Origin of the sequence: Nocardia sp. NBC_00881 (assembly GCF_045207455.1) — a bacterium.
In the GTDB taxonomy this organism is placed as follows: domain Bacteria; phylum Actinomycetota; class Actinomycetes; order Mycobacteriales; family Mycobacteriaceae; genus Nocardia.
Genome location: NZ_CP108798.1, coordinates 1,923,587 through 1,948,329, shown reverse-complemented (window position 1 = coordinate 1,948,329; position 24,743 = coordinate 1,923,587). Strand labels below are relative to the sequence as shown.

The 24,743-nt window shown below is 66.6% G+C and carries 27 protein-coding genes and 1 tRNA gene; 14 read left to right on the top strand and 14 right to left on the bottom strand.

The window, feature by feature from the left end; genetic code table 11:
* Positions 1-22: 22 nt before the first annotated feature.
* A complete protein-coding gene (locus OH799_RS07820) occupies positions 23-886 on the top strand; it encodes a heme ABC transporter ATP-binding protein (RefSeq protein ID WP_406277151.1) in 864 nt (287 codons plus the stop codon).
* A gap of 32 nt (positions 887-918) precedes the next feature.
* Here the strand turns inward: OH799_RS07820 and OH799_RS07815 are convergent, their stop codons facing one another.
* The 3 genes from OH799_RS07815 to OH799_RS07805 are packed head-to-tail and all read right to left on the bottom strand — an operon-like array spanning position 919 to position 3,927.
* The gene (locus OH799_RS07815) at positions 919-3,012 is read right to left on the bottom strand and encodes an MMPL family transporter (RefSeq protein WP_406277149.1); all 2,094 of its coding nucleotides are present in this window, start codon (positions 3,010-3,012) and stop codon (positions 919-921) included.
* 18 nt (positions 3,013-3,030) lie between these two features.
* Positions 3,031-3,564 carry a hypothetical protein gene (locus OH799_RS07810; protein WP_406277147.1) on the bottom strand — a complete coding sequence of 178 codons (534 nt, stop codon included), beginning with the start codon at positions 3,562-3,564 and terminating at the stop codon, positions 3,031-3,033.
* Positions 3,565-3,570: 6 nt separating this feature from the next.
* Complete coding sequence (locus OH799_RS07805) at positions 3,571-3,927, bottom strand: hypothetical protein (RefSeq protein WP_406277145.1); 357 nt, start codon at positions 3,925-3,927, stop codon at positions 3,571-3,573.
* A gap of 153 nt (positions 3,928-4,080) precedes the next feature.
* On the opposite strand from OH799_RS07805, the gene OH799_RS07800 reads away from it, so the two are divergent.
* From OH799_RS07800 to OH799_RS07790, 3 genes are read left to right on the top strand one after another with little or no spacing between them, the layout of a single operon-like run.
* The gene (locus tag OH799_RS07800; protein ID WP_406277143.1) at positions 4,081-5,139 is read left to right on the top strand and encodes a YncE family protein; all 1,059 of its coding nucleotides are present in this window, start codon (positions 4,081-4,083) and stop codon (positions 5,137-5,139) included.
* Positions 5,139-5,435, top strand: coding sequence for a DUF5703 family protein (locus OH799_RS07795; RefSeq protein ID WP_406277141.1), 297 nt, complete (start codon positions 5,139-5,141; stop codon positions 5,433-5,435). The genes OH799_RS07800 and OH799_RS07795 overlap by 1 nt, the downstream gene beginning before the upstream one ends.
* Before the next feature lie 4 nt (positions 5,436-5,439).
* Positions 5,440-6,516 carry a quinone-dependent dihydroorotate dehydrogenase gene (locus tag OH799_RS07790; RefSeq protein WP_406277139.1) on the top strand — a complete coding sequence of 359 codons (1,077 nt, stop codon included), beginning with the start codon at positions 5,440-5,442 and terminating at the stop codon, positions 6,514-6,516.
* Positions 6,517-6,542: 26 nt separating this feature from the next.
* Here OH799_RS07790 and OH799_RS07785 read toward each other — a convergent pair whose 3' ends face one another.
* Positions 6,543-6,932, bottom strand: coding sequence for a hypothetical protein (locus tag OH799_RS07785; RefSeq protein WP_406277137.1), 390 nt, complete (start codon positions 6,930-6,932; stop codon positions 6,543-6,545).
* Between the two features lie 59 nt (positions 6,933-6,991).
* On the bottom strand, positions 6,992-7,132 hold the full coding sequence (locus OH799_RS07780) for a hypothetical protein (protein ID WP_406277135.1): 141 nt from the start codon (positions 7,130-7,132) through the stop codon (positions 6,992-6,994).
* 549 nt (positions 7,133-7,681) lie between these two features.
* Here OH799_RS07780 and OH799_RS07775 point away from each other — a divergent pair.
* The gene (locus OH799_RS07775; RefSeq protein WP_406277133.1) at positions 7,682-9,190 is read left to right on the top strand and encodes a PfkB family carbohydrate kinase; all 1,509 of its coding nucleotides are present in this window, start codon (positions 7,682-7,684) and stop codon (positions 9,188-9,190) included.
* A complete protein-coding gene (gene ribA / locus OH799_RS07770; protein ID WP_406277131.1) occupies positions 9,187-9,969 on the top strand; it encodes a GTP cyclohydrolase II RibA in 783 nt (260 codons plus the stop codon). Before OH799_RS07775 ends, ribA begins: the two co-directional genes overlap by 4 nt.
* 267 nt (positions 9,970-10,236) lie before the next feature.
* Here ribA and OH799_RS07765 read toward each other — a convergent pair whose 3' ends face one another.
* The 4 genes from OH799_RS07765 to OH799_RS07750 all read right to left on the bottom strand — a co-directional run bounded on the left by OH799_RS07765 (position 10,237) and on the right by OH799_RS07750 (position 13,581).
* Positions 10,237-10,653, bottom strand: coding sequence for a hypothetical protein (locus OH799_RS07765; RefSeq protein ID WP_406281899.1), 417 nt, complete (start codon positions 10,651-10,653; stop codon positions 10,237-10,239).
* Between the two features lie 198 nt (positions 10,654-10,851).
* On the bottom strand, positions 10,852-11,427 hold the full coding sequence (locus tag OH799_RS07760; RefSeq protein ID WP_406277129.1) for a hypothetical protein: 576 nt from the start codon (positions 11,425-11,427) through the stop codon (positions 10,852-10,854).
* A gap of 238 nt (positions 11,428-11,665) precedes the next feature.
* Positions 11,666-12,199, bottom strand: a complete 534-nt coding sequence (locus OH799_RS07755; RefSeq protein ID WP_406277127.1) for a YbhB/YbcL family Raf kinase inhibitor-like protein — start codon at positions 12,197-12,199, stop codon at positions 11,666-11,668.
* Positions 12,200-12,219: 20 nt separating this feature from the next.
* Entirely contained in the window at positions 12,220-13,581 is a 1,362-nt protein-coding gene (locus OH799_RS07750; protein WP_406277125.1) for a M20/M25/M40 family metallo-hydrolase, read from the bottom strand.
* 34 nt (positions 13,582-13,615) lie between these two features.
* Between OH799_RS07750 and OH799_RS07745 the strand changes: the two genes are divergently transcribed.
* Positions 13,616-14,932, top strand: a complete 1,317-nt coding sequence (locus OH799_RS07745; protein WP_406277123.1) for a DUF6545 domain-containing protein — start codon at positions 13,616-13,618, stop codon at positions 14,930-14,932.
* A gap of 47 nt (positions 14,933-14,979) precedes the next feature.
* Here OH799_RS07745 and OH799_RS07740 read toward each other — a convergent pair whose 3' ends face one another.
* A complete protein-coding gene (locus tag OH799_RS07740; protein WP_406277121.1) occupies positions 14,980-15,336 on the bottom strand; it encodes a winged helix-turn-helix transcriptional regulator in 357 nt (118 codons plus the stop codon).
* Between the two features lie 141 nt (positions 15,337-15,477).
* On the opposite strand from OH799_RS07740, the gene OH799_RS07735 reads away from it, so the two are divergent.
* The 6 genes from OH799_RS07735 (at position 15,478) to OH799_RS07710 (ending at position 21,385) form a co-directional block, all read left to right on the top strand.
* Complete coding sequence (locus OH799_RS07735) at positions 15,478-16,347, top strand: NAD(P)-dependent oxidoreductase (protein ID WP_406277119.1); 870 nt, start codon at positions 15,478-15,480, stop codon at positions 16,345-16,347.
* A 146-nt stretch (positions 16,348-16,493) separates the two neighbouring features.
* Positions 16,494-16,578, top strand: a tRNA-Leu gene (locus OH799_RS07730).
* 108 nt (positions 16,579-16,686) lie between these two features.
* Positions 16,687-17,151 (top strand): hypothetical protein, encoded by a 465-nt coding sequence (locus tag OH799_RS07725; RefSeq protein ID WP_406277117.1) that lies wholly within the window; start codon positions 16,687-16,689, stop codon positions 17,149-17,151.
* The gene (locus OH799_RS07720; protein ID WP_406277115.1) at positions 17,148-18,734 is read left to right on the top strand and encodes a hypothetical protein; all 1,587 of its coding nucleotides are present in this window, start codon (positions 17,148-17,150) and stop codon (positions 18,732-18,734) included. Before OH799_RS07725 ends, OH799_RS07720 begins: the two co-directional genes overlap by 4 nt.
* Before the next feature lie 265 nt (positions 18,735-18,999).
* Positions 19,000-20,379, top strand: coding sequence for a DEAD/DEAH box helicase (locus OH799_RS07715; RefSeq protein ID WP_406277113.1), 1,380 nt, complete (start codon positions 19,000-19,002; stop codon positions 20,377-20,379).
* Between the two features lie 685 nt (positions 20,380-21,064).
* Entirely contained in the window at positions 21,065-21,385 is a 321-nt protein-coding gene (locus tag OH799_RS07710) for a DUF4192 family protein (protein ID WP_406277111.1), read from the top strand.
* A gap of 27 nt (positions 21,386-21,412) precedes the next feature.
* Here OH799_RS07710 and OH799_RS07705 read toward each other — a convergent pair whose 3' ends face one another.
* The 3 genes from OH799_RS07705 to OH799_RS07695 form a co-directional block, all read right to left on the bottom strand.
* Positions 21,413-21,652, bottom strand: a complete 240-nt coding sequence (locus OH799_RS07705) for a hypothetical protein (protein WP_406277109.1) — start codon at positions 21,650-21,652, stop codon at positions 21,413-21,415.
* 372 nt (positions 21,653-22,024) lie between these two features.
* Positions 22,025-22,420: a hypothetical protein gene (locus OH799_RS07700; protein ID WP_406277107.1), complete on the bottom strand. Its 396-nt coding sequence runs from the start codon at positions 22,418-22,420 to the stop codon at positions 22,025-22,027.
* 1 nt (position 22,421) lies between these two features.
* The gene (locus tag OH799_RS07695; protein WP_406277105.1) at positions 22,422-22,613 is read right to left on the bottom strand and encodes a DUF6011 domain-containing protein; all 192 of its coding nucleotides are present in this window, start codon (positions 22,611-22,613) and stop codon (positions 22,422-22,424) included.
* 294 nt (positions 22,614-22,907) lie between these two features.
* Here OH799_RS07695 and OH799_RS07690 point away from each other — a divergent pair, with 294 nt between their 5' ends.
* Positions 22,908-23,120 (top strand): cold-shock protein, encoded by a 213-nt coding sequence (locus OH799_RS07690; protein ID WP_406277103.1) that lies wholly within the window; start codon positions 22,908-22,910, stop codon positions 23,118-23,120.
* Between the two features lie 435 nt (positions 23,121-23,555).
* Here OH799_RS07690 and OH799_RS07685 read toward each other — a convergent pair whose 3' ends face one another.
* Entirely contained in the window at positions 23,556-24,740 is a 1,185-nt protein-coding gene (locus tag OH799_RS07685) for an ROK family protein (RefSeq protein WP_406277101.1), read from the bottom strand.
* Positions 24,741-24,743: the final 3 nt, after the last annotated feature.

Here is a 24,743-nt window from a genome sequence, read left to right as displayed (position 1 = left end):
GCATTCGTGCGGAAGGTGAGCGGTGAGCGGGGTGCGGCACGGGTTGGGCGGGGTGTTCGCTCGAGGGCAGGAAGTGCCGGTGGCGCCGGAACGCGGGGTGGTGACGGTGCGCGCGGTCGGGGTCAGTGTGGATCGGCGCGGCGGCGGTGGGGCGCACAGTCGGCGTGTTCTCGAGGGGGTCGACTTCGACGTGGCCGCGGGGCAGGTCGTGGCGCTGGTGGGCCCGAACGGTGCGGGCAAGTCGACGCTGCTGGCCGCGCTGGCCGGGGAGTTGACGCCCAGCGAAGGAGTGGTCGAGCTCGACGGGCGGGCGTTGGCGCATTGGTCGCCGTTGGACATGGCGCGGCGGCGGGCCGTGCTGCCGCAGAGCCACACCGTCGGATTCCCGTTCACCGCACGAGAAGTGGTGGCCATGGGCCGCGCGCCGTGGGTGCGCACCGAGCGCCGCGAACGCGACGAGGTGCAGATCGCCGCCGCGATGGCCGCCACCGACGTGGAACACCTTGCCGCCCGGGCGTTTCCGACGCTGTCCGGCGGTGAACGCGCCCGTGTGGCGCTGGCCCGTGTGCTCGCCCAGGACACCGGCACCCTGCTGCTGGACGAGCCGACCGCCGCACTGGACCTCGGCCACCAGGAAGCCGTGCTGCGTCTGGCCACCGCTCGCGCCGCCGCAGGCGCCGCCGTGGTGGTGGTCCTGCACGATCTCGGTATCGCCGCCGCCTATGGCGACCGCGTCGCCGTCCTCGAATCCGGTCGCATCGCTGCCGACGGCCCACCCCGCGACGTCCTCACGACTGCCTTGCTCACTCGCGTCTACCAGCACCCGGTGGAGGTCCTCGACCACCCGGTCACCGGCGCCCAATTGGTCCTTCCCGTCCGCCGATGAATGTGCCCCACGGCGGCCTACGCGACGTGGAGCTACCGCCAGATCATTTTCAGGACGGCGGGCGTCAAAAGCATGCGGATAACGGTGGCATCCAGGATCAGTGCCGCGATCATCCCGTAGGCGATGTATTTCATCAGCACCAGGTCGGAGAATCCGAACGCGCCGGTGACCACGATGAGAATTGCGGCCGCGGAGGTGATCACGCCGCCGGTGTGGGCGATGCCGTAGCGGATCGCCTCCGGCGCGTCGGCGCCTCCGGCGCGCGCCTCCGACACCCGCGACAGCAGGAACACCTCGTAGTCGGTGGACAGCCCGAACAGCACTGTCACGATCAGCGCGAGCACCGCGAACATCAACGGTCCGGGCGTGAAATGCAACATTCCCGCGCCATGCCCCTCGACGAACACCCAGGTCAGCACGCCGAGGGTCGAGATGAGGCTGAGTGCGCTCATCGCGACGGCCTTCAACGCGAGCACGACCGACCGGAATGCCGCGTAGATCAGCGCCAGCGCCGCGGACACCAGGATCGCCAGCAGTGTCGGCAGACCCTTCAGCAGACCGTTGATGCTGTCGCGTTCCAGCGCGGGCACCCCGGCGACCATCACCTCGACCCCGGGTGGTTCGGGCAGAGCCCGCAGCGCCGCGATCACCCGGTCCGCTTCGCGTTTGTCGGCGAGCCCGGCGGCGAGCACGTTGATTCCGTCTGTGGTCGGCGCGGAGGGCTCGAACCGTCCGGTCAGCCCGGCGACCTGGTTGGCGGCGAATCGGATGTCGCTCAACTGCTGCGGGTCCGCGCCCACCACGACGAGTTTCAACGGCTCGGTACGGAAGCTCGGGAACAGCTCGTCGAATCGTTCCTGCGCCACCCGCGCCGGATTGTCGTCGGCGAGATACCGCTCGCTGAGTCCGCCGAACTCGATGTGCCGCAAGGGGATACTCAGCGCGAGTAGCCCGAGCGCGATCGAGACCACCACCGCGAGCGGGCGCCGCATCGCCCACAGCGCGAGCCGGGAGAAGAACCCGGCGTCGATCTGCGCCTCGGTCCTGGTTCGGGAGAACCGCTTCCACCCGAGGAAGTCGATGCGGTGTCCGACGATGCTCGAGGCCGCGGGCAGCGCGGTCACCGACAGCAACGCCGCCAGCAGTACCGAACTGATGCCGCCGTAGGGCACCGAGCGCAGCACCCCGATCGGGAAGATGAACAGCGCGCCGAGGCTGATGGCGATGATCGCCGCCGAGAACAGCACCGTGCGTCCCGCGGTCGCGACGGTACGCGCAGTGGACTCCTCCACCGTGTGTCCGGCCGCGAGCTCCTCCCGGAAACGGGTGACGGTGAACAGCCCGTAATCGATCGCCAGTCCAAGACTCACCAAAGTCATGACAGCGTTGGCGAAGACGTTGACGTCGATGTAGTCGGTCAGCAGTCGCAGTCCGCCCTGCGTGCCCAGGATCGTCATGCCGCCGATCAGCACCGGTAGCAGCGCCCCGATGACGCCGCCGAACACGAAATACAGCAGGATCGCCACGATCGGCAAGGCGATGATTTCCGCGCGTTTGATGTCGTGCTGCATGCCGCTGTTGATGCCTTCGACGACCGGCTGCAATCCGGCCGGCTGCACCGTGGTGCCGCCGGGGCCACCGCCGTCGCGCTCGGCGCCGAGATGGTCTTTGATGGCTGTGTAGTTCTCCACGGTCGCGGTGCCCGCGCCGCGCAACCCTATGCTGGCGAACGCGTGGGTGTGCGAGGCGTCGGTGGCCTGTGTGGAAAACGGGCTGTCCCAATAGCTGTCGATCTTCAGGATGCGGTCGGGATAGGTCGCCAGCAGGTGTGCGAGTTGTTCGGTCACCGGTCCGCGGACGGTGGGATCGTCGACCGTCTTCCCGTCTGGAGCGGTGTAGAGCAGGATCAGGTCGCTGTCGGTGTCGCGCCCGAAGGCGTTGTCAGCCAGTTCGGCGGCCGCGACCGATTCGCTGTTCTCGTCGAACCAGCCCTCCTGGGTCAGCCGCCCGGACAGGTCGCGGCCGTACCAACCCGACACCAGTACGAACAGTACGAACGCGGCCAGCACGAGATAGCGGTTGCGGTGGACGAACCGTCCCCACCGCAGCGATCCGGATCTCAGCATCGAGTCGCGGAGCCCGGTTCAGCCGCAGGCCGGTGTGCGGTAGTCGGCGGAGCGCAGGATGCCGCACAAGTCGGTGCGCGAGATCTTCCACTTGCCGTCGACGAGCACGAAGTGCATAACGGTGGTGCGCACGGTGGTGCCGGTGCCGTCCTTGTCCAGCCGCATGGTCGCGGTGAGCGTGCCGTCGTGGTTGTCGAAGACGGGGTCGGTGACGCCGTAGACGGCGCGGGGGTTGTCCTGCAGCGCTTTGTACATGTCGGGGATAGCCTGGCGGAAGGCCTCGCCGTCCTCGATCAGGTCGGTGCGTTCGCTGTCGGGCAGTGCCGGGTCCAGTGCCCGTTTGATGTGGGCGTCGAGCTCGGCGGCGGTGGGTAGCGGCCGGTGGGCGGCGCTGGCCGAGGCGGTGACCGACGCCGACAGCGATGCGTTCGCAGAGGAGCGCGCGGCGTCGACGGCGGCCTCGTCCGGGCCGGTGCTGCAGGCCGCGGCGACGGCCACCCACAGCAGGCCTGCCGCGATCCGGGCGGCCCGGGCGAGCGGTGTGTCAGTCATCACTGTCTACATACCCTCGATTACGGCGCTGATTCGTCCCAGCAGGGCTCGCACGGTCGTGACGTCCCGGTCCGCGGCGGCTTCGACCGGTGCGGCGTCGGGGATCATATCCCGCACCAGCGCGATGACACTGCGTTCGTCCTCGAGGTCGATGTCGGTGACTCTGGCCTCGGCGACCGCCACCACGTCTTCCGGGGCCGGGACGGCGCTGTCGAGGTCGCGGCGGTAGATCTCGAGCATCAGGGTCGAGCGGATCGTGCGGAACGCGTAGGGGCGGCCGTCGGCCGTCGTGCCGAACCCGTGCGCGTAGCCGCCGACGGTGATGTCGTCGATGGTAAATCCCGACGGATTGTCGGCTTTCAACCGGAACTCCCTGATTCGGACAGTGTGTGGAGTCCACCGTAACCCCGATCACCGACATTCTGCTCGAGTAGAGACCCGGTCGGTCGGTCGGTTACGTCATCATGGTCAGATGGTTCGGTTGCGGAAGATTCGTCGGTAGAAGGAGTTCGGTGGATGCGCCCTCGTGGCTCGGTCTGCTCGGCATTCGCAGGTGTGGCGTTGCTGGTGCTGCTGGCCGGATGCTCCTCCGGCACCGGCGGTGACGATCAGCCGACCAGGGAACCGGCCACTGCCGCGGTCGCGCCCGCCGCGAGCGCGCGGCCTGCGGGCGAGGTCTTCGCGCTCGCGACTCCGGTCGGCGGACTGCTCGCCGAGGTGGGCACCGGGCAGCTCGTCGCGCTCGACGCGAGCAGCGACACCACCGCCGTGCTCTTCGTCGTCGATCCCGCAACGCTCACCCGCGTCGGCCGCGGAGGCATTCCGGATCCCGGCGTGCGCACCCTGCAGCTGCCCGCGCACGGGGCGGGTCTGGCCCAAGGCAAGCCGGGGGAAGTCCTGGTGCCCGCGGCGAACCGTGTCATCCGTGTGGACCTCATGACCGGCGTGATGAGCGAGATACCGGTCGACGGCGACGCCGAGTCGGTACAGCAGCGCCAGGACGGGTCGCTGATGGTCGGCACCGCGGACGGCAGGGTCCGCACCGTCTCCCCCGACGGTAAGGTCGCCGCGACCGTGTCGGGACTTGCCTCCGCCGACGCGGTCGCGCTCACCGGTGAACACGTCTCTGTGCTGGACCGCCGCCAAACCTCTTTGACCCAGCTCGACCTCGGTGCAGACCGCCTCGGTCCGGCGCTTCGCGCGGGCGACGGCGCCACCAACCTGGTCACCGATCCGTTCGGCCGTATCGTCGTCGCCGACACCGCAGGTAACGAACTGCTGGTCTATAGTGCTGGACCGCTCGTGCTGCGTCAGCGGTTCCCGGTAGGATCGTCGCCTTACGCGCTCGCCTACGACCAGCGGTCCGACACCGTATGGGTGACGTGTACGCAGAGCAACGAAGTCGTCGGATTCGACCTGTCGACGGGTATACCGGAGGAAGTGGGCCGCTACTCGACCGTTCGGCAGCCGAACTCGGTGGCCATCGAGCAGCGCACCGGTGACTTGTTCGTGGGGTCCGCGACCGGCGACGGTCTGCAACGGATCGGTGCGAACGATCGGAAGAGAGGGCACTGATGGCTCGGACACCGCGCGCGGGCGACGATTCCGCGGCATCTCCCGATCCGGCGGCGCACCGGGCGCGTCAGCGTGCCCTACCCGCGGGCTGGGAGACCAGCAGCGACGATTACGAGTATGTGCCGCTGCGCCTGCCACCCGACGTGACGCGGGTGACCGCGTCCATGCGGCTGACGATCCAGGCCGAGTTCGGCGGCTGGGAGCTGTCGCGGGTGCGGGCCTACACCGACGGCAGCAGGCGGGTGCTGCTGCGCCGACGAAAATCCGCAATACCTCAGCCCGAACCCGGAATGTGAGCCGATGTACGCCCTGCTACTACGACTGATGTTCCTGGTCCCGCCGGAACGCATCCACCACTTGGCCTTTGCCGCCATGCGGTTTGCCGCCTGGTTCCCGCCGCTGCGCTGGGCGATGACCGAGCTACTGACCACGAATGACCCCGTCCTGCGCGGCACTGCGTTCGGGGTCGAGTTCCCCGCGCCGCTCGGCCTGGCCGCCGGTTTCGACAAGAATGCCGACGGCATCGACGCGTGGGCCCCGCTCGGGTTCGGTTTCGCCGAGATCGGTACCGTCACCGCCCAGGCCCAGCCGGGCAATCCCGCGCCGCGGCTGTTCCGGCTGCCTGCCGACCGTGCCCTGATCAACCGAATGGGTTTCAACAACCACGGGGCGGCCGCTGCCGCCGAACAGCTGCGCAACCGACGCGGGGGCGTGCCGATCGGCGCCAATATCGGCAAGACGAAGATCGTCGAACCCGACGACGCTGCCGCCGATTACGCGACCAGCGCCGCCCTGCTCGGTCCGCACGCCGACTTCGTCGTCGTCAATGTCAGCTCCCCCAATACCCCCGGCCTGCGTGACCTGCAGGCCGTCGAATCGCTGCGCCCGATTCTGCGTGCGGTTCTGGACCGTGTGCGCGTGCCGGTCCTGGTGAAGATCGCCCCGGATCTATCCGACGAGGACATCGACGCGGTGGCCGATCTCGCCGTCGAGCTCGGTCTGGCGGGCATCGTGGCCACCAACACCACTATCCGTCGCGATGGGCTGCGCACAGGTCCCGCCGAGGTTGCCGCTATGGGCCCGGGAGGCCTGTCCGGCGCACCAGTCGCCGACCGTTCCCTCGAGGTTCTGCGCCGCCTGTACCGCCGCGTCGGCGACCGTCTCGTGCTCATCTCGGTGGGCGGCATCGAAACTGTCGACCAGGCATGGGAACGCATCCTTGCCGGTGCCACCCTGTTGCAGGGCTACACAGGCTTCATCTACGGCGGCCCGTTCTGGATGCGCAAGATCCATCGTGGTCTCGCAGATCGGGTGCGCGCCGATGGATATCGCAGTATCAGCGAGGCCGTCGGCGCGGAGCACACCGCCGACGCCTGAGTCGCGTCGGCAGCGCGGTCGATCTGTCAGCCGTGCACGAATGGCGGTTCGATGCTGTGGGTGCGCAATCGTCGGGTACGCGGGCCGGGCCCCGGCGGCGCTGTGTCGCCTTTCGCTCGCTGGTCGTGGCTCAATCTCGCCGCCATCCGCTTGGCCAGCAGGATCACGGCGTGTTCGCGCAGTATGCCCAGTTGGTCGGCATAGGTGTCGGCGCGGGCCTGGATCATCCGGTCGTGTACCCCGTGCGGGTCGCTGAGCAGTTCGTCGAGTTCCATACCCGCCTGCGCCTGGGCGCGGGTCAGTGACCGGTTCGGCAGCCAGCTCAGCCGCCATATGTCGGTGCCCTCGATGTCGCGGTAGGCCGACTCCGGGGTGATGTCACTGGTCATCGTCCATTCGGTGGTGTGAACGGTCATTGTTGTCTCCGGTGCAACAGGTGGAGTGAGGCCGGCTCCAGGGGTGCTGGGATCGATGGTCACGAATGCCTCCTGTCGTGCATCTGCTGAGCCAGCGCGGTCGATTCGTGCTGCAGGGTGATTCCCTTTGCGTCGGCGCACTCGTGGGCCGACAGGTCCGTTGCCGAGCCGAAGGCGCTGAGCAGTTCGCTCAGGTCCATTGCGGCTCGTGTCTGTTCGCGGGTGAGGCGAGGAGTGCACCAATTCAGTCGCCATGCCTGTTCCTCGCTGCCTGCCCGCCCGCCACGCCCACTTCGCGTAGGTCGCCACGGCTGGCTCCGTGGCGGACGAGTTGGCCGAGGCGCACCGATCGCAGGAGGCGGTGCTCGGCCCGGCGGACGCACAGGCGACCTGTGGGCGCTTCTTCGCTGCGGTGGAGCGGACGGCGGCCAGGCGGATTGCTGCGGGTGAGTTGGGCGGCTCGTTCAGTCCACCACCGACTTCGCCACCAGCTCGGTCTCTGGTCCGGCGGGGCGGTGTTGCCGTCGCCGTCGAATCTGCCATATCAGGAGAATCACTTTCATCACCAGCCCTCCCGAATGCCTGGTGCTGCGATGGGGATCGCCACATCCAGTGTGGCATTTGCCGTTCCCCGCGCGCAATTGCCGTTGTAATTTGGTAATTGACAGTTCGTTGGTTGACTAAACCCGAGTGGCTGACGTGAGCGCGGCGCACCGACGGCGCGCCGATCGAGGAGGGGGGCATTCGCCATGGTTGTCCCGCAGGACTCGGGAATGGTTGCCGTTCGCAATATCCTTACGCGGTTGTGCAAACGGTCCGGGCTGAGCTCGGACCGCTTGCGCAACACCGAAATCGACGTGCTGCCGCTGCTGGATCTGCTCGCCGTGCGCCAGTACGCGTGGCGTGCCGACATCGCACGGGAGGAGGCGGTGCTGCCGCTGGTGCAGGAGCTGGTACTGCGGTTGGAGCCCACCCACCGGCTGATCGTCGATGCGGAGCTGTCATTGGGTCTGCTGCGCGAGCGTCCGCCGAACGGCGTGGACCTCGACCGTCTGTACGCCTCGGATTTGGGTGAGCGTCGCGAATATCTCACCCAGCGCTGGGATGTGCTGCACGAAGCCATGGGGGCGCAACGGATTCCCGCCGCGCCGACGGTTCGGTCGCTGCGTGCGGCGCCCGAGCACCGTGCGTTCACCGAACTGGCCTCCCTGCTGGCCACGGCGTCGGTCTTCGACGGCGCGCACGCCGTCGATGCCGTCATCGGTGCGTCGGAAGTTACCGTGCGCCAGTCGGTTTCGGCGAAGTCCCGCGGTGCGGTGACCGTGATCGGTGACGCGGTCATCGACCACATGTACCTGGTCGACCGGATTCCCGGCCCGGGCGGCACCGCCCGGGGCAGCTATGAGGAGCATCCCGGCGGTAAGGGCCTGACCCGCGCGGTCGCGGCCGCCCGGCTCGGGCTGGACGTGCGCCTGATCTCGGCGGTCGGCGACGACGACGCCGGAAGTCGCATTCTGGAATATCTGCGCAGCGAACGGGTCGACACCGAACTGGTCAAGGTGGTGCCTTACGCGCCGACGCCGGTCACGTCGGTGATCATCGCCGGCACCGGCGCGGCCAGCACGATCGGATGCAAGGATGAGCGAATCCGGTTGAGCGCCCAGGATTTACGCAGTGCGGGCATCCGCAACGCGCTGGCCGGCTCCGATGCAGTACTGCTCACCTTCGAACAACCGACCGGGGTGATCGAGCAGATCATGGCGGAACTGCGGTGCCTGGGAACCCGGCCGCTGGTGGTCGTCCATCCGGCGCCGCCGCTGGACCGCCCCCAGTATCTCTACCAGTACCTCGGCGCAGTGGACTATCTGGTCGGCGCGGACAAGGAACTGGGGGCGCTGGCGATGCTGCCCGACGGCGCCACCGGCTCCGGTGCCCAGACCGCAACGCTGCTGCGTGCGCTCGGAGTGCGGTCGGTGTGCGCGATCCAGGACTTCCGGTGCGCGGTGTGGTCCGACCAGGTCAGCGCTGAATTCCAGCCGTTTCCGACCGCGCTGGAGGACTCGGTCGGCGCTCACGCCGCCTTCTCCGCCGCGCTGGTATATCGTCTCGTTTCGACGCGCCGCCCCGCCGAACGCAACGACTACGTCTGGGCGACCGCCGCGATGGTGGCGACGCAATCGGTCGGGGATGTCCCCGGCGCAATGCCACTGGTGAGTGAGGTCGAACGGATATTCCGACTCGCTACGGAGGAGCATTGACCAGAATTGTCTCCGGCCTTGCCGATACCGATCATCGGTTCGGTCGCAAGGGGCATGATTTGCGAGTTCGTGTGGTGGAACTGAACGAGGACAACGAGCGGGGCCACCTGTTGATGTTCGGTGCGGTAACCGACGGATGCCTGGTCAGGGTGCACTCGCGTTGCCTGTATGGTGAGGCGTTGCGATCCGATGACTGCGACTGCGGGCCCGAGCTGGACAAGGCGCTCGATCTCATTCAGGCTGCGGGTTGCGGGGTGCTGGTCTATCTGGAGCAGGAGGGCCGCGGCGCGGGACTGATCGCGAAGGCGCTCGGATACCGGGAGAGCGAACTGTCGGGCACCGATACATTCGCCAGCTATGAGAAGCTCGGCTACCCTGCCGACGCCCGCACCTACGTCGCGACCGCGCGCGCTCTGACGGATCTGGGCCTGCGTTCGGTGCAGTTGCTCACCAACAACCCCGGCAAGGTCGAAGCCCTGCGGCAGGCCGGTTTGCAAGTCACCGCGGTGCCGTTGCGGACCAAGGTGCACAGTGAGCGGGCCCGCGACTATCTGGAAGCCAAGCGCAGGCGTCGCAAGCACTGGATTCCCACGGATTCCGCGCCGTGGGCGGTCGAGCCGGATACTGGGCAGCTCCCCGTGCCCGCCGACGACCCTGCGGCGGTGGTCCCGAGCGTCAGTGACGTGCCGTTGGCTGTTGATCCGGTCGTCATCACGCCGGGCGAGACCGTCCACGCACGGCCGGGCTCCGCATCGGCCACAGATCTCATCGGCGCGTAAAGGTCTCGACGTCCGAGGAAGGCCAACCACAATTCCCGCAGGTAGCTACGATGATCGATCCGAGCCACCGCTCATAGGCACTCTCGGATACCCTTCCGGGTCGTCCGTCGTTACCTCAACCACGTCGTACCAGTGCCGCGCGCGCCCGCCTTACCAGTCGGGCGCCGTGCCAGAAAACCGAGAGGTGGACATCCATCTCGGACGGATCGGGATTTCTCACCAGCGGTCAGCAGACGGCGTCGGAGGGGATACCAAGAGGTCGGCGTACTACAGCTGCGCCGTGGCGAAGCCGATGAGTAGGACACTGAAGCCTCCGATCTCACCGACGATCAGAGCGGCTAGCACGAAACGCATCGAGGGCGGTGGGTTGCGCATCTGGTTGTCGGTCTCACGCCGCAATCCGAGCCGGATATAGTTCGCGATCGTCACCACGAACAGCAGGATCATCGCCGCAGCCGCAGCGAAGTTCACCGCTGACGGCCAACCGGAAAGTTCGACGAACACCGCGATCAGCCCGGTCGCGAACGCGTACAGCAATGCGGCTCGGTGGGCGATATCGACGTAGGGGTGTGCCAAGCCATTCGGCGAGTTGGTCATCGCCTGCCATTTCCACACACCGAGAACCAGTGCCCACAAGAAGATGAGCCCGGCGAAGAACAGCACAAAGGCCGTTTCCGTGCGGATATTCACTTCGTTCCCTCATCATTCCATCAAGCAGCCCGCGTGGGTCGCCGTTCAGCGGTAGCGTACCGCCTCTGGTCGGCAGGGGTACCAGCGTTCAACTGCCGCTACGCTATCGGCCTGACCAGACCTGATTGTCCGGCCCTCAGGTGCTGGTCGGCAAAGCCACTCACGTCTGCTGTCGGCCGGTCTCTCGATCGGCTACGCCGTGAATGTGAGTCCGAAATGCGCGCCCAGCCGATTGAGCGCCTCGGGATCGCCGAAGACGGCTTCCCCGTTCACGTCCTCGTCCCCGGGATCCACGGCACAAAAGCGCTCTGGGGAGTTCGCGGGGATCCCGGTGAGGTGCGTGGCGAAGACAAGCCCGGCTTCGAAAGCCTCGTCCTCATCCCCGGGATACACCGGCCACGACTCGGTCTCGCCGTTACAGTCGAACTGGAGCCGCCAGTCCGCATCGTTCTCGACCAGTCGCACGTTGGTGATGTTCGCCACGCCGCGGCTGCAGGAGGCGATCGACTGCAACTCTTCCCGATACCACTCCAGCCGTTCGTCGTCGTCGGCCTCGTGGATGCCGCGAAACGTCTTGTAATCGAACCAGTATCGAATCTCCAGTTCGCTGAGCAGACTGAGCACGGCCTCCTGGGCCGTGTGTCCGAAGTAGCTCAGTGGCTCGTCGAGTACGTCCGGCTCGAAGCTCTCCGCGGGTATGGACCGGTCGACAAGACCGAGCTCGATGATCATGTCCACCACCTCGCGGACAGTGCATTCGGAACCCATCAGTCCTCCTCTGGGTCTTCTCTTGGCGCGGTGACAACGGACAGAAGGATATCCATATCCCTCGAAACGCCTCCCGCCCCAACCCGTCCCCATCTCTGAGGGGTCTATCCCGCCTGGGTAACCCATGTCATGAATGGCGACCAACTCGAGTAACGGCGGTATGCAGATGGGCGGATGCATAGGAGAAAGCATTGTGGCCCTGAGCGTTTCGCCCAGGACCACAGCTCGTGTCCGAGTTCTACTTCTGCTCGTAGGTGCCGATCAGGGTGGCGCGGGCCAGCGTGTGCGAGAACAAGGTGAAACCGAGGTAGGCGGGTGTGGCGTTTTCATCGATGCCGAGCCTTTCGACGTCCACGGCGTGCACGACGATGAAATAGCGGTGCGGGCCGTGACCAGGCGGCGGTGCCGCGCCGACGTAGCCGTGGAAGCCCCCGTCGTTGCGCAGCGTGATCGCCCCGGACGGCATCGCTCCGCCCTCCTCCCCGCTGCCCGCGCCGCTGGAGAGCGAGGTCACGCCAGCCGGGATGTCGGCGACTACCCAGTGCCAGAACCCGGACGCGGTGGGCGCGTCAGGGTCGTACACCGTGACCGCGAAGCTCTTGGTCTCCGCAGGGGAGCCCGACCAGGACAACTGCGGCGAGATGTCGTTGCCTCCCGCGCCGAACACGCCGCTGACCTGGTCGTTGCCTAGCGGCTGCCCGTCGGTGACATCGTCGGAGGTGAGGGTGAAGGACGGCAGCTGAGGAAGCGCGTCGTACGGGTTGTCAGTCATGGAACCTCTTTCGGATCGGTTCAGCTGTGCAGTAGGAAGTGTTCGAGCACGCGGGTGCCGAATTCGAGAGCCTCCACCGGAACCCGCTCGTCGACGCCATGGAACAGGGCGGTGAAGTCCAACTCCGGCGGCAGCTGCAGCGGTGCGAAACCGAAGCAGCGAATCCCCAAGCGGGCGAACGCTTTCGCGTCCGTGCCACCGGACAGCATGTAGGGCACGGCGCGGCCACATGGGTCGTGGGCCAACACCGCGTTGTTCATCGCGTCGACCAGGTCGCCGTCGAAGGTCGTCTCGTAGGAATCGAGTTTGGTGATCCACTCGCGTTCGACGTCCGGGCCGATCAATTCGTCCACCTCACGCTCGAACGCCGCCTGCCGTCCTGGGACTACGCGGCAGTCGACCACGGCCTCGGCGGTCTGCGGGATAACGTTGGCCTTGTAGCCCGCTTGCAGCATGGTCGGATTCGCGGTGTCGCGCAGCGTCGCGCCGATGATGCGGGAGATGGTGCCCAGCTTGGCCAGCTGGCCCTCGATGTCGGGACTGGACGGGTCGAGCTCCAACCCGGTCTCCTCGGCGACGGCGGCCAGGAACTCGGCTACCGAATCCGAGAGAACCAGCGGGAAGGTGTGTGTACCCAGTCTCGCCACCGCGGCCGAGAGGATGGTCACCGCGTTGTCCTCATGCAGGAACGAGCCGTGACCGGCGCGGGCCTTGGCGCGCAACCGCATCCAGCCCAGACCCTTCTCGGCCGTCTCCACCAGATACAGCCTGCGTTCGGTGCCGTCGGGACGCGGGACCGTCAGCGAGAAACCACCGACCTCCCCAACCGCCTCGGTGATGCCCTCGAACAGGTCGGGCCGGTTGTCCACCAACCACTGCGAACCCCACTTGCCGCCGTTCTCCTCGTCGGCGAGGAAGGCGAACACCAGATCGCGCGGCGGCACCGTGCCCTCGAGCTTGAACTGGCGGGCCAGCGCCAGCATCATCCCGACCATGTCTTTCATGTCGATCGCGCCGCGACCCCACACGTAGCCGTCGCGCACCGCGCCCGAGAACGGATGCACGCTCCAGTCGGAGGCCTCGGCGGGCACCACGTCCAGGTGCCCGTGGATCAGCAGCGCACCCCGGGTGCGATCGGCGCCTTCGAGCCGCGCGAACACGTTGCCGCGCCCCGGCGCCCCGGATTCGACGTACTCGGTGGTGTACCCCGCCTGATTCAGCTGATCGGCCACCCACTGCGCGCACTCGCACTCGACCTTGGTAGTGGCCAGGTCGCCGGTGTTGGAGGTGTCGAAGCGGATCAGCGTGCTGACCAGCTCCACCACTTCCGACACCGCGCGTGAGCTTCTGTTCGGATCAATTCCTTCGCCAGTTGCGGACACGTCCCCTTTCCTACCACCTGACGGACGAGCCTCAGTGCACTCTCCACCGAGCCAGGGCCGCGCGCACTCGGCTGTGGTGGGTAATCAGCCTGCTCGAGGCTCTGGGCGGATCCGCATCATCCTGATCGTAATCGGTGCCCTCCCCCGGTACCTTCTGCAGGAACGTCTTGTTTACGCGGCAATGACCTCGTCGGTTCCCGCCGCGGCCGCATGGCCGGTGATCGGGCTGATGGTGTTGGTTGTGGCCCTGCGTTTGCGCTGGTTTCGCAGCACGCCCGCAGAGCGGTATCTCAACGCCACTCTCGTTCTGATCATCCTTCCGCAACTGTTGCGGGAGCAGGCGATACAGAACTTTGTCGCTGCTCGGTCGCCATTGACCGCCACGATGCTGCAGCAGCTGTCCCTGTGCGCCATCCTCGTATCGATCGTGCCGTTTCTCTGCGTCATCAGCCTGTTGTCGGGAGCGAATCCGGCTATAGTGCGGCGCAAACAGATCCTGTACTGCGCGGCCGCCGGCATGCTTTCCCTGGTGATGCTGCTGGCCGGGGCAACGGCCCGCGCCGAGCAGGTACCTCTCGAGGTCTGCGGCGGGTGGGATGGCGTGCTCGTCGGGGTGGCGTTCTCGATCTTGCCGCTCGTGCTCGCAGTCCGTATGGCGACGCGATGCTCCGCGGAGTTCCAGCAGCAGGACGCGACGCTCGGCGAGCGAGTGATGCTGGGCGGAATCGCGGCGTCGTCGGCGGTTATCGCGGCGACGACCTCGCTGGCGGTGGGGCTCGCCTTTCTGCAGGAGCTGGGGCTTGTCGAGTCGGTGGCCTTCCGACTCCGCGTGAACGCCGGCAAGGACTTATGGATCGCTGCCGCGATCTCTGCGGTGGCGGCAGCACCCCCGGTGAAGGCCGCGATAGGTGCCTTCGGCTACGACGCGACAGGGCGGCGGTGGCGACGGCTTCGGTCGTTGTGGGAATCCATGGCCATTGCGTTCCCCGAGAGCATGTTCCCCCTCGAGGCGGCATCCGGCACCCGGCGGATCACCACACTGCGGCTGCATCGTGGGGTCGTGGAGATCCGTGATGTGCTCTTGCGGCTGCGGCCCTACCGTGGCGCGGTGGATTCGCAGATACTGGCCCGATTCACAGCCAGGGAGGGGATTCCCGACCGTGAACGCGGATCCGCGGAGGCCGCACTCCAACTCGCTTTCGCCTTGCGTGATCGCATCCGCGTTCCCGAGACCGCGGATCAGGCTCCTACGGCAGCGTCCGCGTCCGAGACTCTGGACGACGAAGTCGCGGACCTTCTCCGACTTGCCCGATGGTGGCTCGCGGCCTGTCGGTTCGTCACAGCCGAATGAGATCACAGTCGCACCGACCGCTGTTCGGGCGCACAACGATAGGCGAGTCAGTCCGACTGGTGCACGCGCGCCGCGCCGATTCGATCTATGCGGTCGCGACCCCAAGCGCCCAGTGGTTCCAGAGCGGCGTTGAGCGCGATCCCGCGAGCGGTCAGGCGATACTCGACCCGTGGCGGCACCTCGCGATAGACGACCCGGTTTACGATCCCGTCCTCCTCCAGCTCCCGCAGCTGCTGAATCAGCATCTTTTCCGAGACGCCCGGCAGGCCCCGGCGCAATTCGCCGAAGCGCCGCACCAGGTGGTTCGCCAACTCCCACAGAATCAGCGCCTTCCACTTGCCGCCGACTACGTCCATCGCGGCGTCGATACCACAGAAATACGGCCCTGATCGCTTCGCGCCCATCGTCCGACCTCTCTACCTGTTTACACACCGTTTGGTAAGTACCAGACAAAATAGTAGGTACTTGCCGGTCCGCCGGGCAAAGGGCAACCTTGGGTTCAGCGCGCTGACCACGTTTTCAACCTTCCAAGGAGTTGAACCGCAATGGCGGAGACTACGAACACCCCGGTCGCGATCCTGGGGCTGGGCGCGATGGGCAAAGCGCTGGCCGCGGCCTTCCTGAAGGCGGGCCTGCCGACGACGGTATGGAACCGCACACCCGGCAAAGACGCCGACCTCGTCGCGGCAGGAGCCGCCGGTGCTGCCACCGTCGACGAAGCGATCCGCGCCGGAGGGCTGATCATCACAGTCCTGCTCGACCACGCCTCGGTACACGCCACCCTGGACCCGGTGGCCCACCGGCTGTCCGGACGGCAGCTGATCAACTTGACAAGCACCGCTCCCGGCGAGGCTCGTGAACTCGCGGCCTGGGCGGCCGAGCACGGCAGCGCTTACCTCGACGGCGGAATCATGGCGGTGCCGTCCATGATCGGTCAGCCGGGCGCCTCGATCCTCTACAGCGGCTCACATGAAGTCTTCGACGCCCACCGCGAGACCCTCGAATTGCTCGCTGCCGCAGAGTACTTCGGCGACGACGCGGGACTCGCGTCAACCTACGACTTCGCCCTGCTCGCGGCCATGTACGCGATGTTCGGTGGCTTCTTGCACGGCGCAGCAATGATGCGTTCGGTCGGCGTCTCGGCCGCCGAGTTCGGCGAACGGGCCGCCGCGTGGGTCGCCGCGATGACCCAATCACTTCCATACCAAGGTCGCGTCATCGACGCCGGCAACTACGCCGACCCTGTCCAATCCATCGCATTCCACAAATCCGCACTCGATGCGATCAACCGCGCCAGCCACGACGCGGGCGTCACCCTCGACTTCGTGGCTCCCCTCCAATCCCTCCTCGACCGCCAGGTAACAGACGGCCACGGCACCCTCGCCTTCGAACGTACCTTCGAAGAACTCCACTGACACCCCCGCGGGGCGTGCGCCCGAAACAAAACCCTTCGGTCGCGCGGCCCGCGCGGCGTCGCCGCCGAAGCCGCCCCGAGTATCGCCAGGTCCAGGCGCGATTTGGTCCACGAGGAGTGATCCGATAATCTTGCTGAGCACCACCGGTCCGGGTGGCGGAATGGCAGACGCGCTAGCTTGAGGTGCTAGTGCCCTTTATCGGGCGTGGGGGTTCAAGTCCCCCTCCGGACACAAAAACAGGGCGAATTTACCCAATCCACGTGTCAGGGCAATGCCCTGACAACCACCTCTTTCCCATCCTCGCTGACCTGCGGTTTTCCGCCTGCGGGGGTGGTTCGTGTGACTGAGAACACGCTCGCGCCGGTCATCCCGCTTCTCGTGCCCGGCACCACCGGTCGGTTCCCTGCGGGGCAGTCGGGGTCCGGTCTGCCGCTGCCGCGGATTCGTGAGCGCCACGCACAGACCGGCTTCTACTCGATACGCCCGATCGATACGAATGGGCGGGTGATGGACCGGGCACTACTCGATGTGCTCGCCTGGAAGCCAGGTGATCGGCTGCGCTGGCGCGTGCACGAGGACCTGATCATCATCTCCCGCACCGGCTACGGAACGGTCGGTGTCACCAAGCACGGCCATCTGCGGCTGCCCGCGGAATCCCGCCACGCGGTGGGTCTGGTCATCGGCGCCCGGGTGCTGCTGGCCGCCGACCCGACCCACGGCATCCTCGTCGTCTACCCACCCGAGGTCCTCGCTGAGATGGCCGCCTGCCGCTTCGCCGGCGCCGACGACGGAGACCTGCCGTGAGCGCCGGCGCGGCCCGCGCGGCCGACATCGCGGCGGCGCTGCGGGTCTTGGACGGGCTCGGCCTGAACCCCGCCGACCTGCACACCACACCGCCACCACGCCCGCCCGCACCCACCTTCGCCGAATTCATCCCAGCCGTCCACGACGCAATGCCCGCCGGACGGACCCGCGATCACTACAAGACCTACTGGGACAAACTCCTCCAACAAAACGGGTGGCCCGAGCGCCGGATCGATGAGGTGACCCTCGCCCAGCTCGAACAACTCGCCGAGAAAATTAAGGCCTCGCGCGTGCGACGCCGCAACGGGCGCGACGGCCGCAAAGTCGTCCAGCACGTCATCGACGCACTGCGCTACCTCTACCGCCGGGCAGAACACGACGACATCATCGATCCCGCCGACAATCCGACCGCCAAACTGGACAAACCCCGAACCCTGCCCTCGACGCGGCGCGCCTTACCAGCGGCGCTGCTGGCCGAGATCGGCCGGGTAGCTGCTACCACCGGCAATGACCCCGAACTCGACACATTATTGCTGCGGCTGCATACCGATCGGGATCAAGCTGTCCCACGACATCGAGACCCTCGAGACGCGCAGAGGTGGCAAGCCATTCCGCGCACGATTGCGGTGGACCGATCCGGGTACCAAGGAGCGGCGTTCCAAATCCGAGAGCTTCGCGACCAAAGATCTCGCCGGGACTGGATCGACCGGATGCTGCACCTGTCCGCACGCGGCATCGACCCGGTGCGCGCCAACTGGTCGCTGGCCGACTACGGCGAGGCCAACATCGAGCTGGCGCTCAAGGGGCTGGAACTGAAGACGACCGACCCCTATCTGTGCGGATGGCGCAAACGAGTGCTGCCCACCCTCGGACACCTCGCGGTGCCCGCGATCACCAACGGCATCGTCGACCGCGCAGTCGTCCAATGGATCGAAGAAGACGGCTGCGGCAAGCCCACCATCAAGAACACCATCGCGGTCCTCGTACGCCTCATGGAACAAGCCAAACGCGACGGCCTGGTCGATATCAACTACGCCCGTGTACGCGGCTGGCAAGCTCTCTACAAACAGGTCGAAGACGAGCTCAAAGACCCATGCGCACTTGCTTTCTCGAACTGGCACTCCCTCGTCGAGATGTGCGACGCGGGGGTGGTTTGGCGGCGCACAGTCCAGATCCAGGTGTTGGTGTCGATCTCCCGGACGCGCCATCCAGATACTTCGCCGATGCGTATGGCGATGCACAACGCCGACCACGCCGTGTGGGACACCATCTCCTCCCCCGATCGCCAAGCCGACAGTGAATGGCATCGAGCCTGCGAAGCTCAACGTGAAGCTCGCCACCGATTCATCGACGAAGCCCGCCGATCCCTCCATCTCGGGCCGGGAAGATCGATCGCCCGTTACGGGGGGCCCGCCAATTTAGCCCTCGGGCCAACCCGGCGACTCCGGTCACGCCGTCGGACGACCAGAGCGAGCAGTACGGTCGCATGGCACGACGCCGCAGACTCATGTGGGGCTGATTTTCACGGGGCAGAAGCCCTTCCAGCGATGGACCAAGTGTGCCCCCGTCCCCCAGAACCGTGAGCCCGGCAGCCGGCCTCGCAAGCGAGAAACCTCACCCGATGAGTATCAACCGCTCACCACAGGCTATAGTTGATCAAAAGCGTGACATGTCACGCCAAGCGTCGTAGATCGCATTCGCTTCGCAACCAGCGCTTGCCGCATCCGCTCTTCTTACGGCGATCGATTTTGCCCATCGGCAATCTCGCCATTCGTGCCCCCGGTGCGGACCCGGAGGTCCGCAGACGGCTCGGGCACCACCTGATGCCCGAAAGGCGCCGCAATACCTATGACTTCTGCTGACATCTCTTTTGCCGCGCTCGGCGTGAGCGCACCCCTTGTGAAGGCGCTGACTCGCGCCGGAATCACCAAACCTTTTCCAATTCAAACCGACACCCTGCCCGATTCGCTGGCCGGACGCGATGTGCTGGGCCGTGGCCGAACCGGCAGCGGCAAGACGCTCGCGTTCGCCATTCCGATGGTCAACCGTCTCGGCGGCGGCCTCGCCGGTAGACGCGCACCCAGCCGCCCCACCGGTCTCGTGCTGGCGCCGACTCGGGAACTGGCCACCCAGATCGCGGCCGCGCTGGAACCCCTCGCCGCGGCCTATCGGATGACCGTCACCACCATTTTCGGTGGCGTCCCACAGAACCGGCAGGTCCGGGCGCTGCGCGCCGGCGTCGACGTTGTCGTCGCCTGCCCCGGCCGGCTCGAGGATCTGATGAACCAGCGCCTGATCTCGCTGGATGCCGTCGAGGTCACCGTTATCGACGAGGCCGACCACATGGCCGACCTCGGCTTCCTGCCCGGCGTGACCCGCATTCTCGCGGCCACCCCGAATGATGGTCAGCGCCTGCTGTTCTCGGCCACTCTGGACAATGGCGTCAACAAGCTGGTCAGTCGCTTCCTGCCGGATGCCAAGCTGCATTCCGTCGATGAGGCGAACTCCCCGGTCGCCGCCATGACCCATCACGTTTTCGAAACCGCGAGCGTCGAAGCCAAGCGCGAGATCGTACACAGGCTCGCTTCGGGCTCCGGCCGGCGAATCCTGTTCATGCGCACCAAACATCAGGCTCGCAAACTGGCCAAGCAGCTGACCCTCGCCGGAATTCCGGCTGTCGACCTGCACGGCAACCTCTCGCAGGGCGCCCGCGACCGCAACCTCGCGATCTTCGCCGCCGGTGACGCCCGGGTGCTGGTGGCGACCGATGTGGCCGCGCGTGGCGTGCACGTCGACGATGTCGAGCTGGTCGTACACGTGGACCCGCCCGCCGAACACAAGGCATACCTGCACCGTTCGGGCCGTACCGCACGGGCCGGCAACTCCGGTGAAGTGATCACCCTGGTGCTGCCCGGCGAACGACGCGACCTGGCCGACCTCATGCGCAAGGCCAAGATCACTGTCACCCCGCAACGGGTCACCGCCGATTCGCCCGTGGTAGCCGAGATCGTCGGCACGATTGCCTCATTCGTCGCCCCCTCATACAGTGAGCGGGCAGCACGTGAAGACGACCGCCGCAGCAGCGGTGGACCGCGCCAAAACAGCGGCGGACCTCGCCGGAGCAGTGGCAGACCGCGCCAAGGCGGCGGCCGTCGCAACGGCAGCGTGGCACAAGGCCAGTCGCGCGCCAAGCCGCGCGCTCACTCCGCGCGCCGAGCGGCCGCATAGGGCCGACTTCGACAAAAGTACTGCCCCCGCGAAATGCGCCACCGCTTCTTCCTGAGCATCGCGCCACGTGAACCAACCGGGTATGTCCTGCCAGCGCTGCACGGGGACGTCGGCATCTTGTTTGCGCGGATTCGCCTGCATGTCACGACATTACGGTGTGCCCGAAACCCAGCGCGGCACATCGAGCATGTCAGCCTTCCGGTCATGTCGCTGCGCGAGGGTTCTCGCTTCAGATCTGGCCGGCCGACCAGGTTCTCTAGCTCGGGCATCCAAGCTCTACCAACACAGTGCATCAGCCGTCTCAGGGTAGGCGTTGGTGATGTCGCGATTCACCGAAGTAGCCGCGCCGACCTCCAGAATCACACACTTCGTCAAGGGCTATCAATCCAAAAACCATGCTGCACCGACCATCTCGCGTGTGGTCGTCATTCCGGACGGTGGCGGAGGAGACGCTGAGTCGTTGGGCGGCGGGCGGGCGCGCTATACGCCGGTGGCGACGGTCAAGGCGCGAAGGGCTTGCGCCTTGACCCCCGTCTGGCGCCGCCGGCGTAGCTGGAGTGCGCCCACCGCCCAACGACTCATTGCGAGGTCCGGGACGGCTTGAGCGCTCGCAGTCGGCGGGCGGCGACGAACCGAGGGATTCGGTTTGTTCGCTCCAATCTTGTTCTCAGCGAAGGAGTGTCCGGTGTCTCCTAGTGGTGATCCCGGTGATTTTATTGCCGCTGTTCCGGCAATGCTCGGCTTGGTTCCTGAGCGGTCTCTCGTCGTCATGATTGTGGCCGATTCCGCGTGCAGGGGACCGGTCCACCCGGCCGCAGCACCGGGAAGGGCATGCGTCCCGGTGCCGAGCACGTTTGCCCGACATACAGACCGTACGTACTTCGCGGGGTGCTGTGGCGACAGGTTTCACTGCGGCTGCTCGTCATTGACTTCGGGCGGAACTGGACGAGTCGTCGCACAGGGAGGCTTGTCGGTCCTTGACCCCGGGTTCCAATTGCGGCCTTAGCGTGCCTGCTTTCGGTGATGCCTCGATTCACGAACTCGCACGCCGCTTATTCGCGAAATACACCGCCGGTTCCCGCGTGATCAGCCCGTGCCCGCCATCCGGAGTCGCCGCGAACGGAGCGGGCAGATTCAGCACCGGCAGCACCTCACCGATCAACGGACGCTTCTCCCGCGCGATACGATAACGGATCTCGGCCACCTCGGGCACATCATCATCCAAAATCTCACCGCCGTCGCGCCGGACGTACCGATACGGTTCGAGCCGCACCGTCCGAATCGCCGTCCGCGCCCATCGGAACAGCACACACTCGCTCGCCCCGGCCGCGCGTACTCCACCAACCCCACACCATCACACCAGAAGACGAACTGCTCATCCTTCACCGAGCTGTGATACCCGGCCTCCACACTCCACTGACCGATAATCTCGTCACCACGCATCGAGCGATTGAACCATCGCACTTCGCACTCTGCGGCAATTGCGGTGACGATGACGGCGACCGGGTCCACAAGCACACTTCCCCCGACAAGACCGCTGGCCGGTATCGGCCATTTGCCGGAAGCCGACCGCCGCCGACCCTGTTCGTCTTCGACGAACCCAGTCGGCAGAGGTGTTGGTCGGCCGAGTCGGCAGTGATTGCGGTCAGAGTCCGATATCGGTCAGCCACTCGCTCGTGGTGCGGGGAGTGACGCCGAGCAGCTTCTGCGCGGAGGTCTCCAGTGCGATCGACCGGTCCGCAAGGGTGCTCATGGCTGTGTAGAGGGCGGCGACGTCGGTGGCGGGGCCTTCGCCGATCGTGGGCGCGATGGAGGCCCGCATCTGTTCTGGGGTGATCGGCTCGAAGACCACGTTCTTGCCGAAGTGGGCACCGAACGCCTCGGCCAGGTCAGGTCCGGTGATCGACGGGTACTGGCCGACCGCGATTTCGCCGCTGATGTCCGGCCGGTCGAACAGGGCGACTACAGCGTCGGCGATGTAGAGGTGCGATGCCCAGGAGACGGGAAGTCGGCGCGGATCGGGTAGGGCAGCAGGTTTCACCTCACGCCGCGATGTCGAACAGGGTCAGTTCCTGCGCCTGTTGTGCAGCTGCGGCGCGTTGTTCGGTGCGCTCGCGGATCGCGCAGGTCGGTCCGATCCTTTGGGCGACCGATTGCGGCGACAGCAGCCAGCCGTGGCAGCGGCGGCAGTGCGCGACCAGTCTGACCGTGGGACGGTCGTCGGTGGCGGCCATTCGTTCTCCTCTGGCCAGAGCAGCTCCGTCGGCAAAAGTGTGGCATGCCGGGCTGACAACGAACCAGGAACGCCCGCACCGGGGTGTCCGAACTTGTCTGCAGTGAGTTGCCGGTGTCGCGAACGGTGATGGGCTGGGTGTGGCGCACAGCGACGTCGCAGCACGCTGCGTGCGGTCGGCCCACCGACTACCAGCCCATTTCCCGGTGCCCTCCCACAACAGCTAGCCGGGGATGATCGACTTACGGGGATGTTCTATGTACCTCTGCCGAAACACGCGACCTAAGGAGTGGGCATGTCTGAGCGCCAGTCCGGCACGGTGAAGTGGTTCAACGACGAGAAGGGGTTCGGCTTCATCACTCCCGAGAGTGGTCCTGACCTCTTCGTGCACTTCAGGGCGATCCAGGGCAACGGCTTCAAGAGCCTCAAGGAAGGCCAGAAGGTGACCTTCGTCGCGGTGCAAGGGCAGAAAGGTATGCAGGCGGACGAGGTCTTCCCGGAGGACTGAACCGCAATCACGGCGACGTCGCACAACCGGGCAGATCCGGGGCGCCCCGGATCTGGTGCTGGGCCTGTTGTGAAGTCGCGTCCGTTTGGGGTACACCCCAGAACGACACCTGTGACCGGGACGAACAACGTCAGAATAGGGTCGACTTTCTCGTTTCTGGTGTCGATGTTCGAAGTTGGCTGCACTGATTTCCGAAGTCGTGTGCACTTCTGACTCGGTTGGACAGTGTCCGCAGCTCCTACCGGGCGGGAGAGTGTCAGATCTCAGGTCGGGTGGCCCAGGGGTGAGATTCCCCTGGGCCACCCGACCTCAGACAGTCCCCGGCGCCCGAGCATGGCGAGGCCTCCATCATGGAGCAGGGCTGGGGTATACGCGCTGGGCCGCTGGGCCTTCTCGGAGAGTATGGCGATGTCGACCGGCCCGGGGTCGGCGCCGTCAGGGTTGGTGGTGTTCTGCCCAGTCGGCGAGGGCGGATCCGCTGGTGATGTGGTCGAGGCCGACCGCTATGGCGCCGTGTAGCGCTCCGTCGTCGCGGTGGCGGGCGTCGAGCACCGGCGGTGGTTGGCTGCGGTGGAAGTGCATCAGGCCGTCGGTGTAGGCGGCGTCGAAGTCGGCGGGAGCGGTGGCGCGTAGCGGTCCTGCGAGTCCACCGAGGGTGACCAGGTCAGGGTCGTGGGCGTTGACCAGGCCGGCGATGCCTGAACCGAGCGCGGACACCACGTTGCCGATGGCTTGTCGCGTGGCGGCATCGTGGGGTGCCCGGTCCAGGACGCCGTGGGTGTATGTGTGAGGATCCGCTGGCGGCGGGTCGCCCAGATGGCGAGCCAACGCGCGACCGTCGACGTCCAGATCCCAGCATCCGCGAGCGCCGCAAGGGCACTGCAGGCTGGGGTCGGCGAAGGGGAGATGACCGTATTCGCCGCCTGCGCCGCCGGTGCCCGTGACGGGGTAGCCGTCGACGATCAGCGCTCCACCGATGCCCACGTCGACCAGGAGGTGGAGCGCGGTGTGGGCGTTCGAGGCGCATCCGGTGCGAGCCTCGGCGACCCCCGCCAGCGTTGCATCGTTACCCAGCAGCAGCGGCAGGTCAGGGTCGGGGCTGAGGCCGGTGAGGTCGACCTGTCCCCAGCCGAGAGTGGCGGCTTGAACAAGATGCCCGTCGCTGACAGTACCTGCCACCGCCACCGACACGGCGCGAACTCGGTGCCCGAAACACCGCCGGGCACGAGCAACGGCTTGACGCAAGTCGGACAGCACACGGCCAGGGTCGAGGCTGTCGTGACGACCGGACTCGAGCAGGTGCGGATCGGCGTCCACCGTTGCCATTGCACACCGCCAATCCTGCTGGCGTAGCTCGATCGCCACGACGACAGGGCCTTCGGGATGAGGTCGCAGCACGCTGGTCGGGCGGCCCCGTCCAGAGACCGGTGCTGGAGTTTCGGTGAGCAGGCACAGCTCACGCAGTCTGGCGCAGATCTCGGTCGCGGATCCGGTGGTGAGGTTCAGCCGTCGGGCCGCCGCGGCCCGCGTGATGCCCGGTTCCCGGCGGACCAACGCCAGTAGCCCGGCCGCGCTGCGCCAGCGTGTGTCGCGTGCCCGCTCGGGTTGAGGTCTTGCCATCAC

Excerpts from the sequence above, each read along its gene's own strand:
- OH799_RS07815 (WP_406277149.1), bottom strand. The coding sequence starts at position 3,012 with ATGCTGAGATCCGGATCGCTGCGGTGGGGACGGTTCGTCCACCGCAAC.
- OH799_RS07810 (WP_406277147.1), bottom strand. The coding sequence starts at position 3,564 with ATGACTGACACACCGCTCGCCCGGGCCGCCCGGATCGCGGCAGGCCTG.
- OH799_RS07800 (WP_406277143.1), top strand. The coding sequence starts at position 4,081 with ATGCGCCCTCGTGGCTCGGTCTGCTCGGCATTCGCAGGTGTGGCGTTG.
- OH799_RS07795 (WP_406277141.1), top strand. The coding sequence starts at position 5,139 with ATGGCTCGGACACCGCGCGCGGGCGACGATTCCGCGGCATCTCCCGAT.
- OH799_RS07790 (WP_406277139.1), top strand. The coding sequence starts at position 5,440 with ATGTACGCCCTGCTACTACGACTGATGTTCCTGGTCCCGCCGGAACGC.
- OH799_RS07785 (WP_406277137.1), bottom strand. The coding sequence starts at position 6,932 with ATGACCGTTCACACCACCGAATGGACGATGACCAGTGACATCACCCCG.
- OH799_RS07780 (WP_406277135.1), bottom strand. The coding sequence starts at position 7,132 with ATGGACCTGAGCGAACTGCTCAGCGCCTTCGGCTCGGCAACGGACCTG.
- OH799_RS07775 (WP_406277133.1), top strand. The coding sequence starts at position 7,682 with ATGGTTGTCCCGCAGGACTCGGGAATGGTTGCCGTTCGCAATATCCTT.
- OH799_RS07760 (WP_406277129.1), bottom strand. The coding sequence starts at position 11,427 with ATGGGTTCCGAATGCACTGTCCGCGAGGTGGTGGACATGATCATCGAG.
- OH799_RS07755 (WP_406277127.1), bottom strand. The coding sequence starts at position 12,199 with ATGACTGACAACCCGTACGACGCGCTTCCTCAGCTGCCGTCCTTCACC.
- OH799_RS07740 (WP_406277121.1), bottom strand. The coding sequence starts at position 15,336 with ATGGGCGCGAAGCGATCAGGGCCGTATTTCTGTGGTATCGACGCCGCG.
- OH799_RS07735 (WP_406277119.1), top strand. The coding sequence starts at position 15,478 with ATGGCGGAGACTACGAACACCCCGGTCGCGATCCTGGGGCTGGGCGCG.
- OH799_RS07715 (WP_406277113.1), top strand. The coding sequence starts at position 19,000 with ATGACTTCTGCTGACATCTCTTTTGCCGCGCTCGGCGTGAGCGCACCC.
- OH799_RS07695 (WP_406277105.1), bottom strand. The coding sequence starts at position 22,613 with ATGGCCGCCACCGACGACCGTCCCACGGTCAGACTGGTCGCGCACTGC.
- OH799_RS07690 (WP_406277103.1), top strand. The coding sequence starts at position 22,908 with ATGTCTGAGCGCCAGTCCGGCACGGTGAAGTGGTTCAACGACGAGAAG.
- OH799_RS07685 (WP_406277101.1), bottom strand. The coding sequence starts at position 24,740 with ATGGCAAGACCTCAACCCGAGCGGGCACGCGACACACGCTGGCGCAGC.